The organism is Phormidesmis sp. 146-33, assembly GCF_052939515.1.
This window is the reverse complement of the sequence record NZ_JBJPHU010000035.1, coordinates 53,687-65,507: the sequence shown is the minus strand read 5'-3', so window position 1 is coordinate 65,507 and position 11,821 is coordinate 53,687. Positions and strand designations below refer to the sequence as shown.

The 11,821-nt window shown below is 49.3% G+C and carries 10 protein-coding genes; 4 read left to right on the top strand and 6 right to left on the bottom strand.

The features are described 5' to 3' along the window. Positions 1 to 98 precede the first annotated feature (98 nt). The 3 genes from ACJ2PR_RS16020 to ACJ2PR_RS16010 all read right to left on the bottom strand — a co-directional run bounded on the left by ACJ2PR_RS16020 (position 99) and on the right by ACJ2PR_RS16010 (position 3,791). Complete coding sequence (locus ACJ2PR_RS16020; protein ID WP_446877735.1) at positions 99 to 617, bottom strand: CHAT domain-containing protein; 519 nt, start codon at positions 615 to 617, stop codon at positions 99 to 101. Continuing rightward, positions 610 to 1,386 carry a tetratricopeptide repeat protein gene (locus tag ACJ2PR_RS16015; RefSeq protein WP_446877734.1) on the bottom strand — a complete coding sequence of 259 codons (777 nt, stop codon included), beginning with the start codon at positions 1,384 to 1,386 and terminating at the stop codon, positions 610 to 612. The genes ACJ2PR_RS16020 and ACJ2PR_RS16015 overlap by 8 nt, the downstream gene beginning before the upstream one ends. A 143-nt stretch (positions 1,387 to 1,529) precedes the next feature. Beyond that, positions 1,530 to 3,791 carry a CHASE2 domain-containing protein gene (locus ACJ2PR_RS16010; protein ID WP_446877733.1) on the bottom strand — a complete coding sequence of 754 codons (2,262 nt, stop codon included), beginning with the start codon at positions 3,789 to 3,791 and terminating at the stop codon, positions 1,530 to 1,532. Between the two features lie 370 nt (positions 3,792 to 4,161). On the opposite strand from ACJ2PR_RS16010, the gene ACJ2PR_RS16005 reads away from it, so the two are divergent. Genes ACJ2PR_RS16005 through ACJ2PR_RS15995 form a run of 3 tightly spaced genes read left to right on the top strand, consistent with a single transcriptional unit; the run spans position 4,162 to position 5,628 of the window. Then, entirely contained in the window at positions 4,162 to 4,665 is a 504-nt protein-coding gene (locus ACJ2PR_RS16005) for a DNA recombination-mediator protein A (RefSeq protein ID WP_446858606.1), read from the top strand. Between the two features lie 9 nt (positions 4,666 to 4,674). Continuing rightward, positions 4,675 to 5,103 (top strand): MAPEG family protein, encoded by a 429-nt coding sequence (locus ACJ2PR_RS16000; protein WP_446858607.1) that lies wholly within the window; start codon positions 4,675 to 4,677, stop codon positions 5,101 to 5,103. Between the two features lie 33 nt (positions 5,104 to 5,136). After that, on the top strand, positions 5,137 to 5,628 hold the full coding sequence (locus tag ACJ2PR_RS15995) for a YajQ family cyclic di-GMP-binding protein (RefSeq protein ID WP_446858608.1): 492 nt from the start codon (positions 5,137 to 5,139) through the stop codon (positions 5,626 to 5,628). A 101-nt stretch (positions 5,629 to 5,729) separates the two neighbouring features. Here ACJ2PR_RS15995 and crtB read toward each other — a convergent pair whose 3' ends face one another. Next, the gene (crtB, locus tag ACJ2PR_RS15990; RefSeq protein ID WP_446858609.1) at positions 5,730 to 6,665 is read right to left on the bottom strand and encodes a 15-cis-phytoene synthase CrtB; all 936 of its coding nucleotides are present in this window, start codon (positions 6,663 to 6,665) and stop codon (positions 5,730 to 5,732) included. A gap of 37 nt (positions 6,666 to 6,702) precedes the next feature. Next, entirely contained in the window at positions 6,703 to 8,121 is a 1,419-nt protein-coding gene (pds, locus tag ACJ2PR_RS15985) for a 15-cis-phytoene desaturase (RefSeq protein WP_446877732.1), read from the bottom strand. Between the two features lie 763 nt (positions 8,122 to 8,884). Between pds and ACJ2PR_RS15980 the strand changes: the two genes are divergently transcribed. Next, complete coding sequence (locus ACJ2PR_RS15980) at positions 8,885 to 10,648, top strand: PA14 domain-containing protein (protein WP_446877731.1); 1,764 nt, start codon at positions 8,885 to 8,887, stop codon at positions 10,646 to 10,648. 487 nt (positions 10,649 to 11,135) lie between these two features. On the opposite strand, the gene ACJ2PR_RS15975 is transcribed toward ACJ2PR_RS15980, so the two are convergent. Further along, complete coding sequence (locus ACJ2PR_RS15975; RefSeq protein ID WP_446877730.1) at positions 11,136 to 11,645, bottom strand: allophycocyanin subunit beta; 510 nt, start codon at positions 11,643 to 11,645, stop codon at positions 11,136 to 11,138. Positions 11,646 to 11,821 lie beyond the last annotated feature (176 nt).

Sequence of the window (11,821 nt, the reverse complement as noted above, 5' to 3'; positions counted from 1 at the left end):
TTAGGGGGCTGCCTGGAGTGATCGCCACAGCGAGGGATTTCATCGAATTCACGTCAGATTAATCATTGTGGCGAAAGATTTCATCGAATTGGCGTTGATTAGAGTCCGTTGCCAATTAAGATAAATGGGGCCCAATAGTAGGGATGGTCTAGGGGACTGTAGATTGGTTGAGCGCCATTTGGCGCATTGGATTTGAGTAGTTGAGTGAGCGATCGATCGTTCTTCATCAAAGCAATCTGTGCCTGTTGTAAAGCCTCAATTTTTGTCAAATTTCCCTTTTTTAAGCGGGCATAAAAGGCATCCATCAAAACTTGAGTTCCGCCATCGTCTACTGTCCAAAGGGAAGCGATCGTGGCTTTTGCGCCTCGGTCTTGAAACTGATAGCCCAAACCAAGAATTTCTTCACCATTGCCCAGCGATCGTTCTCCATAAGCCTGAATTCCCACCGCCGTTTCACAAGCACTTAAAACCACCAGATCTACATTTTTCAACGTCCAATTTTCGATGTCTCTTAAGTTGGCAGTTTCGCCATTTCCAAACAAGATAAAAGACTGTTTTGGATCACCAGGAATAAAGCTGGCATGGGTGGCAAAATGGACGATCGCATGGTCATTCATTTGACTGGTAAGCGATGCCCACTCCTACCCACAGACTGCCTTCAGATTGTCTTGCCAGTTTTGACAGCGCGCCCTTGATCGTTTGAAAGCTGGCGATCGCTTGTTTGCGGCTGTCGATCGCGGGTTCAAATTGGTTCTCAGCCATATAAGCCAAACCGATCAGCGTCAAGGCTTGTCCTTTGAGAAATTGAGCTTGATCACCAAGTGCTGATTTTTCTAAAGTTTTGGCGATCTCTAAGGCTTGCTGACCCGCCGCCAACGCCAACTGCAAGCGATCCGGTTTGGCCGATCGATAAACCGTCAGTCCGATCGAGAGCAGCGTCCGAGTTTCTTGTTGAGGCTTATTTTCTGACCGAAACAGCGATCGTGCTTGTTCAAATGCGGTCAGGGCTGCTTCTGGCTGATTGAGATCTCGATAGATCGACGCGATTGACCCCAACACATAAGCTTCGAGCAGGGGACGCTTTTCTTTGCGATAGATCAGCAGCGCTTGTTGATACGTCTGAAGAGCCGCGTCGAGTTGATTGAGTTGTTGATGAGTGAGGGCGATCGCATTCAAGGTATCTGCTTCACCGACCCGATCTGAAAGCTTTTGGCGAATCTTTAGAGCTTGCTGAAAGACAGGCAGCGCTTCACGAAACTTACCTTGATCAGAAAGCTGATTGCCTTGTTGAAATAGTTGGTCTGCCTGCGGTTTTTGGCTCTCTGCTGCGGCAGATTGGGCAGCGAAACTGGGTGTCAGCGTCAGTAATAACCTTATCAAATTCACGAAGCGATCGCTAAAATCGTGTGGTGACAGATCGGAAGATGCAGCAGATCAATTGAAAGCTTTAACCTGTTATATCCGCTCCAAAATCGATTGCCAACCAATGCAGCAAGCCTCAAAGTTCCTCAAAATTTCTCAAACATCCGCTAAGTTTCAGGGGTTGAAATCGATCGATAAAGTTGATCCAAAATCTGCCCCACGATCGGACTTTTGGCCGTAAATCGAATGTGAAATTTTCCCGCTTCTGGAGAAGTTTTGACCACTTTGGCATAGATATCTTCGGCTGCAATTTCTGGGCGATCGTTCATCAATAAATTAAGTTTGAGATTACTCAACGCTGTCGGAAAGGATTCCATATCTGACTCATCAAACTGTACGTCTGCCCCGCGTTCTGACAGTTGCAGGAGTCTGGCTTTTGACAGCGTTTCGTTAATGTGTTTGCCTTCTAATGGCGCATATCGAATCGGAATGGCTGCGGGTAGCGCAAAGAAATGTTCTTGATGTTGAGCGAAGGATAGATTGTATTTGCCGTCAATGCCCGCTACATCATAAAGCGAGATGGGATGCTGTACGCCCTTTGCCTGTACCTGCGTGACTCCGTTAATTTTGACCAGCGACTCCACTTCTTGAAAGGTGGATTCTGAGATTAGGGTTTGACCGCCGATCGTAAAGGATTCGATCCGATACGTTAAGTTGACATGGCTGCCGATCACACTGTATTTTGTGCGTTTTTCGGAGCCGATATTGCCCACGACGACTTCTCCAGTATTGATGCCGATACCCATTTCTAGATACGTTGACCAACCGGATTGACGCAGTTTTTCATTCACCTCCGCCATCGCCAACTGCATCGCAACAGAACACGCCACTGCTCTTACTGCATCATCCTTGCGAGTCGTCGGCGCACCAAACAAAACGAGAATGCCATCACCCATAAATTCATCAATGGTACCTTGATAAAAAGTAATCACATCTGTCATCGCTTCGAGATACACATTGAGAATCTGAACTACTTCTTCGGGAGGCAAGCGTTCTGATGTGGCAGTGAATCCTCTTAGATCAGAAGTGAGAATCGTAATCTTGCGCCGATCGCCCCCAATTTTCAACCCTTCTGGATTTTCGAGCAAGCTGGCCACGACTTGATCCGTGAGATAGCGACCAAAGGTTTTGCGAATTTCTGAAGCCATACGAGCGACATAGGCCATGACGGCGATCGACGACCCGCCCAAAGCCAACAAAGGCGGCACCACAGGCAACCACCAGCCCTGCAAAAAGGCGAAATAGCTGCCCATCACTAGGCCCCCTCCGGCTAGAAACACACTACTCGCCAACCAGGGAGTTTTGGCTTGCGATCGCTGATTCATCATATGCCGCTGCCTCCAACTCAAGACCGCCCCCAGCATCGACCAACTCACAATCCAAACAATCTCCGCCGCCTCGTCACTGGTTTTAATCAAAGGACGATCGTCCAGCGTCGCGCTCAAAATTTGGCTGACCAGATTGGCATGAATGACGACACCGGGAGTTCGTTTGGGAGCTGACAAAAAAGTGCTGCTGTAAGGCGTATAAAACAAATCTTTGAGACTTTCGGCACTGCCCCCAATCAAGACGATGCGATCGCGCATCAAGGCAGACGGAATCTGATTATTCAGCACATCCGTCATCGCGATCGTCTGAAACGGTTGAGCCTGCCCCCGATAGTTGAGCAACACCTGATAGCCCCCATCTTCTGCCCGCACATAACCGCCGTCACTGGCTTGAAACAGAGGAAACACCGCCTTACCCAATTTCACCCGATCGTCCGCCGTCATTTCTGGCTGGATGCCCTGTTTTTGTAAGTGAAGCGCTGCCAACTTAAACCCAAAACTCAAAATGTCGTTGCCCTCTCGGTCTTGCAGATACAGCAGTCCTCGACGAATTTTGCCATCACTGTCTAGCGGCAAATCATTAGAGCCAACCTGATCGAGCTTTTTGAGAATTGGCGGCGGCGCAACTGGTGAGCTATCGGCACTTTGAGCTACTTTTTGCACCCCAACCAGATTGGGCGTTGTCTCAAAAACTCGTTTGAGCTTGCTGGCTCCTGGATTGACGGGCAAATCGCGGTAGATATCCAGTCCGATCGCGCTTGGTTTTTGCTGCTTAATCTGGGTAATCAACTGAGCCAGCGTCGCGTCTGACATCGGCCACTGTCCGACTTTTTGCACATCTGACTCATTGATTTCGACAATCACAATGCGGGAGTCGATCGCTTCTACGGGACGCATCAAAAAAAACTGATCGAGCATTGCCAATTCCAACATTTGCAGCAAGCCCGTCAACCGCAAGCCAATCACCACCCCCGCCACACCCGGAACAGCAATCAAAACTCCTCGCCATTGCCAAGCCTGCCGTTTGAGCATCGTCCACATAGGTTTGCTGCCTGTTTTAGGTCGAGTGTTCCCGATTGGAAGGGGATGGGAACGGGAAGGATAGGTGAGGGATGAGGGAATTCGATCATTTTTTGGCTTTGATTACAGAGTCAGATCGCGTCCTAAATCACCCATAAATAAGAAACTTGAACTAAAACCCTTGTCTTAAAGTCCCCAGAATTGGCAGCTTGGGGGGCAGAAGCGCCAAGCAACGAAGCAAAAAACTTCATCGGACTGACGTGATGGAAAAAGACGATCGCTCCAGTGACGGAACTCAATCGCGATCGCGGATTCTTGACGCATTTCCAGAATTTGTTAGGATGATCAGCCCGTCTGATAAAATGACGGCGTTGTCACGATAAATACGGCTTTGAGTCAGTCGATCGATCTACCTAAAGTCGATGATTTTTTACAAGAACTAGCGACCATTCAGCAGACCAGTTCCAAGCGAATCGCCCTGCTGGGGTCTCGGCATGTTCCCATCACTCATCAAAACCTGATTGAAACGATGAGCTATGCGCTGGTTTTAGAAGGAAATCGTCTCATTACATCTGGGTCTACGGGTACGAATTTTGCAGCGATTCGGGGCGCTCTACGGGCTGATCCCAGTCTACTGACGGTGATCTTGCCCCAAACAATGGATCGTCAGCCTCGTGAATCTCGCGAACAGCTTGAAAACGTCATGCACCTAGTCGAAAATCCTGAGAATAATAATCTTTCTCTGGCGGAGGCCAGCGCGCTCTGTAACCAAGAAATCATTTCTCGCTGTCAGCAATTGATCTGTTTTGCCTTCCACGATAGCCAAACCCTGCTACAAACCTGCCACGATGCCGAAGATCAACGTAAGATCGTGACGTTGTTCTATTTTGACTGAGGGCTGAGAATGAGCTTGTTTGGGTTGCCTGTGCAGACGATTTTGTTGGGATCGATCGCCATCGCCGCCGTTTTGGTCTACCTGCCCTTTGGAGTGGTGGGGCTGGCTCGCGTTCAGGCGGGCTATGACAAAGAAATGATGGCGGCTCCTCGCGCTGCGCTAGAAAAATTACCTGCTTTTGGGCAACGGGCTACCTGGGCGCACGAAAATGCCTGGGAGTCGTTCACTTTGTTTAGCGTGGCGGCGTTGATGGCCTATGTCACCGGGCAAACTTCCGAAATGGCAGGCTGGACGGCGATCGCTTACTTGCCGATTCGTCTGCTCTACTCCGCCGCCTATATTCTGAATATTCCTCTGTTGCGATCGCTGATGTTTGCCAGTGGCTCTTATTGCATTGGGTCTTTGATCCTCATGAGCATTATGAGTACCCTTAAATAAGTCTGTGAATGCCCCACAATCGTCTATTTTTCTATGGCTTCTACATTTTCTTTTGATGTTGTCAGCGACTTTGATCGCCAAGAACTCGTCAACGCCGTCGATCAAACCAATCGCGAAATTATTGCTCGTTACGATCTCAAAGACACCAAGACGACATTGGAACTGGGTGAAGAGGCGATCGTGATCAACACCGATAGCGAATTTACGCTGGACTCGATTCAAACGATTCTGCAAACCAAAGCGGCCAAGCGCAATTTGTCGCTCAAGATTTTTGACTACGGCAAGCCCGAATCCGCCAGTGGCAATCGAGTCCGCCAGGAAATCAAACTCAAAAAAGGCATTAGTTCAGAAGTCGCCAAACAAATTACGAAACTGATTCGCGACGAGTTCAAAAAGGTGCAAGGGTCGATTCAGGGCGATGCGGTGCGCGTGTCTGCCAAAGCTAAGGACGATCTGCAAGCCGTCATGCAGCGACTCAAACAAGAAGACTACCCGATGGCGTTGCAGTTCACCAATTATCGATGAGCGCATCGTGACCAAAGAACTGACATATCGGATCAGGAATTGACCATTAACCCTTGATCCGTTGTGTCTGCTCCGTTACATCTGTTTTCGCCGACAGGCTGCTAGAGAACTTTGGCTCTGAGCAGAGCGATCGGCAGTGACACCATTTTCTTGTAGCCAGGAACGTAAGCCCGACGGTTAAAGTTGTCGTAGCCGTTGCGCTCGATCACATCCAAAATTTGGCTATAGAGCATCAGTGCTGACCAGACGGGCAGACGGGCATCTTCACTCAGCGCCCCAATTCCACTTTCTGCCTGCACATAAAACTTCCTGGCCCGCTGAATCTGAAACTGCATCAAAGCACGCCAGCGATCGTCTACGACTCCTTTCAGCAGATCTTCTTCGGTGTAGTTAAATAACGCTAAGTCTTCTAACGGCAGGTAAATCCGACCGCGCCGAGCGTCTTCTCCCACATCGCGCAGAATGTTGGTTAACTGGTTAGCAATGCCCAGCGCGATCGCTTCCTCAACTGGATTGTGCAACGGTTTTGACTGCTCCCAGGGGGCAGTGCGCGGCGTATTGTCCATGCCCATGACCGTTGTGGACATCAGCCCGACCGTTCCGGCGACTCGATAGCAGTAGAGGTGCAACTCATCGAAGGTTTCGTAACGGCTGCGATACAGATCCATCCGTTGTCCGGCGATCATGTCTCGGAAGGGCTGAATGTCTAGCGGGTAGCGCTCTAGCGTATCGACCAGCGCCATATCGAAATGATCCTGAGGATGTCCCGCAAAAATGTTTTCTAAGCGGCGCTCCCACTGGTCGAGGGTTTCGTCGTTGGTAAGATTGGCGTTGGGGCCGTCTACCAGTTCGTCAGTGCGACGGCACCAAACGTAGATTGCCCAGATTGCCCGACGTTTTGCCGCCGACATTAGAAGCGTTCCTAGATAGAACGTTTTGGAGTACTTCGCCGTGATTTGGCGGCAGTGTTCGTAAGCGTCTTCCACGGAAGCCAGTGTTCTCAAGCAGGAAGTGGTTGGTTCGGGCAATTGCAGCATTCTGATGCAGTCTGGAAGGTTGACAAAGCGCGAATTGCTAAGGAGTCGTGACCAGTGGTCGCTGCTCAGTAGAGACAGCCAGAGAGTCGGCGTTTGAAATCGCTTGCGCTGTCAGCTTACCAGAAAGTACGGCACCTTCCATACTGCCTAAATATCTCTGCATCGTATAACTTCCGGATAGAAAGAAATTTTGGATGGGAGTCGCCTGGTCTGGACGATAAGCTTGGCGGCCAGGACTGGCAGTATAGACCGATCGCGGCGTTTTCACCACTCGATATTTTCGCAGTTTGGCGGGGTTTTCGGTCTTAAAGTGCTGCGGGAAGAGTTTTTCGATTTCTAGCATAGTAGCGGCGATAATCGCTTCGTCAGACTTATCAATCCAATCTTTGGCAGGGGCAAGGACGAGTTCTAGCATGGAGCGATCGGGGTCTTCATACTCCTTGCAGGTCACGCTCATATCGGCATAGACGCTGAGAAGCTCTGACCGCGAAAAGAGAAGCTGGTCGATGTCGGTGAGCTTGCGATCGAACCACAGATGCAGGTTGATCACCGGAACGCCTTCCAAACCATCCAGCTTTTGAAAGAACTCTAATGACTTCCAGCTTTCAGGTCTGAGAACCTTCATCACATCGACCGACATGGCCGAAACGTAAGCATCCGCCGTGATCACGTCATCGGGTGCGCCATCCAGCCCGCGAATTGCAAAGCCTCGAACCGTATTATCCGCATTGAGCAAAATCTCTTTGAGCGGCTTTTTGAGATGCACTTCTCCGCCGCGATCGGTGACGTAATCGACGATCGGCTGACACAACCGTTCTGTTGGTGACCCGTCTAAGAAGGCAATTTTGGAGCCATACCGCTCTTGCAGAAAGCGATTGAGGGCGGTGAGCAAAATGGTCGAAGAGACTTCATCAGGATTGATAAACGTCAAAGCCTTGGTTGCGGCAATAAAAATATCGCTGTTGACTTTTTCATCAATGCCCTGCCGTTCCAGCCATTCTAAAAAGCTGTATTTGTCCATGTCTTCGACATATTTTTGACCGCGAATGATCGCAGGCAATAGCCCCCAGGCAAAGCGAATTTTTTGCTCCCAGGTGAGCATGTCGTTGTTGTTGATGATCGAGGCAATCACATTGAAGGGCGCAGGAATGTCAGGCACATCAAAGCGAGACAACACGCCTGGCTTTTCGGGTTGATTGAAGATCAGCGTGTGCTGTTTCCACTGAAGGCGATCGAGAATATCTAACTCACCCATTAGCTGAAGCATGTTGGGATATGCACCAAAAAAGGCGTGCAATCCAGTTTCATACCAGTCTCCGTCTTCATCTTTCCAGGCAGCTACCAGCCCACCCAATACATCGCGGCTTTCTAGGACGATTGGCGTATGACCCGCATCGACTAGATATTTTGCACAGGACAGCCCTGCCAAGCCCGCTCCGGCGATCGCAACACGCATGTAGTCTCTTTAGGAATGCTTCATGGTTTATTCGTTTCAATTATAAGTTGCAAACCGTTACATTTTTTGTGCGCTGAGCAGGATTGTTGGCAAAGAAAGCTGTAGATTCCGTTCAGTTAGAGAAGCGGCGACGAGTTGAGCAGTCTTTTTTGGCGAAATTTGAATTCGTTTGAGACAAAAGAGCCAGCAAATTTTTCCCTTTCACTTGACTTCCGTGAGGGTTAACTATAAAAATCAGGTGAAGATTAAACGCTTGACTTGGATCGACCAGACTGGTCGGGGTAGTATACCAGCGTCTCAACTGAGGCGTTTGGGCAAGGGCAGTTTCAGTGTTACTTATTTAATTTTTTGGAGCTTTAGTCGCGCTCTACACTCAAGCTGTACTGATCGCCCGCAGGGTGCTTTTTGACAACATCTACAAGTTCAACATTTACAAGTTCAACATCTACGACAAGCTCAACCTCTACAAGTTCAAACCCTCAACTAATTCGACCTGAAAAAACTTGTGTACTGGTTGAGGATAATCTTGAGGACAGTTTTGCGAACACGACTAATCCGTTAACTTACTGAACGTTTCTCTGCCGATCGGCTGAAACCTGCGTTGAAAAAGCCGTACTTACGCACTTTACTAATTTATCGTGTGTCGAAAAAGACACTGTGCTAGATTCCTTATGGCTTTTTCCCAAAGCGCCAGCCTTAGTCAATTTGAATGTGTTCCCATTCAGAGACTCAGCTAAGTAAACTTCTCACGAGGAAAAGCATTGTGTCAGATCTCAATCTCGGTATCCAGACGGATAGCCGCAGCGTTAGCCTGCAAACCAATCCTGCTGGGGCCAGTTCGATCGCAACTACACCCAACGCCCTATTCCCAGAAGATAGAGTAGCAGCGGTCTCCAGTTCTTCTACCCTGGGGATGATAGGGGTCAGTGCCGAATATTTTGACGATGATAATTTTACCGATTCCAAGTTGGTTCGCACCGATCGCACGATCGATTTTGATTGGGGCAGCGGTTCGCCGAGTCCTCAAATTGCGTCAGATTCTTTCTCGGTGCGCTGGTCGGGTCAAATCCAACCGACAGAATCGGCAACCTACACGTTCTATACCCAATCGGATGACAGCGTTCGCTTGTGGGTCAACGGCCAACTGCTGATCGATCATTGGCAAGGCCATGCCGTCGCCGAAGACCGGGGCACGATCGACCTCTCCGCTGGGCAAAAATACGCCCTAAAAATGGAGTATCGCGAAGCGGGCGGCAACGCCGTGGCCAAACTGTTGTGGTCAAGTCCGACTCAACCCAAACAGGTGATTCCTGAGAGTCAGTTTTCGATTTCTGGAAGGGCCATTGCCGCCAGCCAAAGCCCGTCAGAAATGGCCAAAAGCGCCGATTCTTTTATCGACTCGGTAGGAATTGTGACGCATCTGCGCTACACCGACACCAGCTATGCTCGATTTGGTGATGTAGTCGAGCCGAGACTGCGAGAATTAGGCATTCGGCATGTTCGCGATGGCGGCAATGATGCGGGCATGTTTGACAAGCTCAATCGATTGGCTCAGTTTGGCATCCGATCGACGCTGGTGATGGACGCTCGCGACGGAGTGACCCCTGATAATGCCGTCGAACTGCTCAAAAAAGTTACGTCTTCTGTGATTGCAGTCGAAGGCCCTAATGAGTGGGATGTCAACACCGGATTGACCTACAAAGGCAAATCCTTCCCGGATGGCGTGCGTGACTATCAGACCGATCTGTACAAGGTGATCAAAGGCAATGCGGCAACGTCTCATCTCCCGGTAATTGCGCCGTCGCTGGCGATTCCAGAATATGGGTCGCGCCTCGGCTCGCTCAAATCGGTGGTGGATATGGGCAATATGCACAGCTACGCAGGGGGCAATCTCCCGGCTCAAGATCTCGATTGGCGATGGATATCTCATACAAAGCAGGTTTCAGAAGATGAGCCGATCGTCGTCACAGAAACCGGATGGCATAATGCAATCAACGACACCCAAGCCAGTCAAAAAGGTGTTTCAGAACAGGTGGCGGCGAAGTACGTTCCTCGGCTCTTTTTGGAATATTTCAATCGAGGCATCCAGCGTACGTTTCTATACGAACTGATGGACGAGCGGCCCCAGCCTGACCAAGAAAATAATTTTGGGTTGATTCGATCGGATGGTACGCCAAAACCTGCGTTCTACTCGCTCAAAAATCTGATGAGTCTGCTCAATGATGCTCAAGGCAGCAAGGCTTCGGGAGGCTTAAACTACTCCTTGGCGGGCAACACTCAAAATGTGCGTCATACGCTGTTGCAAAAGAGCAGTGGTGAGTTTTATCTCGTGTTGTGGTCTGATGTGGTGAGTGCAGATACGGCGGTCAATCAATCTGTGACGCTGAATTTGTCGAGTCCGATCAAGCAGGCGACAACTTATTTGACCAACCAATCGATCGACCCCACCGCAACCTATTCCACACCGACTCAATTAGCGTTGAATGTGCCCGATTCGCCGCTGGTTGTCAAGCTCACGCCTAGTTAGTCAGCAGTTATAAATTAGAAAAATCTATGGTTCAAAACCCTTACCCAGCAAAATCTTGACCTTTCTTCGTGAATCGCTCGATCCCTGAAATGGCGCAAAATCGTTCTGAATTTACAATTGCTGCTAGTTAGTTGTCGGCGTTGCTGATTGGAGGGATGAATCTGTGGGAAGTGTCCATCTTTTCGCCCCCTAAATCCCCCAAAAATGGGGGACTTTGAACCTTGGGGTTCCCGCCGCTTTGGGGCAATTCATCCCCTGATTCAGCAATGCCTTAGTTGTCTAGTTGACGTAAATTCGACCCCTTGCGGCCACTCGAAGAGATTGAGTTTTTTCGCTGCGGTGTTTTGTGCGTCTGCTCTACAACCCCTCACTCTGAGGGACTTTCAGACAAGATTTTTAGTTCAACGTCTGTCACTTGTAAGGAGTTTAGTTAGCTTGCTAAATTCACAGCCGCAGCGAATCACTTCATCCAATTCACGTCTTAAAGTCAAACGTCCATTTCGCTAATTTGACGTACGACGTAATCAAATGGCTCATCAATAAAGGTAGCGTTTTCAATTCCTGCGGATTGTACTTGCTGCTTGACTCCATCTCTCATCAGTTGCACACTTCGAGCCGTCGGCCCCAGTGGAATTCCTAAAGAGTTAAAGGTTTCCTTGAGTCCTGCCAGGAGCCGCTCATCAAGAACACTGTTGTCGCCTGTCAGCAGCGCATAGGTGCAATAGCGCAAAAAATAGCCCATATCACGAACGTACATATTGTAGCGACGAGTCGTATAGGCATTGCCGCCCGGTTGGACTAGCTCAGGCTGCTCTTGAAACAATTGACTAATGGCTTGCTTGATGATTTCGGCGGACTTAGAACTGACGATCGCCACCACTTGGACTCTAGTCGTCCCTGTAGTGAGAAAGTCTTTGAGTGGCTCGACAATATTGCGATCGGCGAGGCTATCAGTCAAATTAAACGGATTAACGACGCTGACTACTTTATCCTGCATAAGATTCCTCTTCTAAAAATGTGTGAACCCAAGGTCGCTCATGAATAGTCGATCGATGCAGTCAAAGGGGTTCTCAAGCCCTCTAAACTTGAACTTACCATATTCAGTCAGGGTTTCAAGTTCAAGCTACTTAATGTAACATCCAGCGTTTAGATCGAGAATTTGGCGTTGCTGAT

Coding starts and splice junctions, on each gene's coding strand:
- ACJ2PR_RS15995 (WP_446858608.1), top strand. CDS start 5,137: ATGGCTTCTACATTTTCTTTTGATGTTGTCAGCGACTTTGATCGCCAA.
- crtB (WP_446858609.1), bottom strand. CDS start 6,665: ATGCTGCAATTGCCCGAACCAACCACTTCCTGCTTGAGAACACTGGCT.
- ACJ2PR_RS15975 (WP_446877730.1), bottom strand. CDS start 11,645: ATGCAGGATAAAGTAGTCAGCGTCGTTAATCCGTTTAATTTGACTGAT.
- ACJ2PR_RS16010 (WP_446877733.1), bottom strand. CDS start 3,791: ATGTGGACGATGCTCAAACGGCAGGCTTGGCAATGGCGAGGAGTTTTG.
- pds (WP_446877732.1), bottom strand. CDS start 8,121: ATGCGTGTTGCGATCGCCGGAGCGGGCTTGGCAGGGCTGTCCTGTGCA.
- ACJ2PR_RS16020 (WP_446877735.1), bottom strand. CDS start 617: ATGAATGACCATGCGATCGTCCATTTTGCCACCCATGCCAGCTTTATT.
- ACJ2PR_RS16000 (WP_446858607.1), top strand. CDS start 4,675: ATGAGCTTGTTTGGGTTGCCTGTGCAGACGATTTTGTTGGGATCGATC.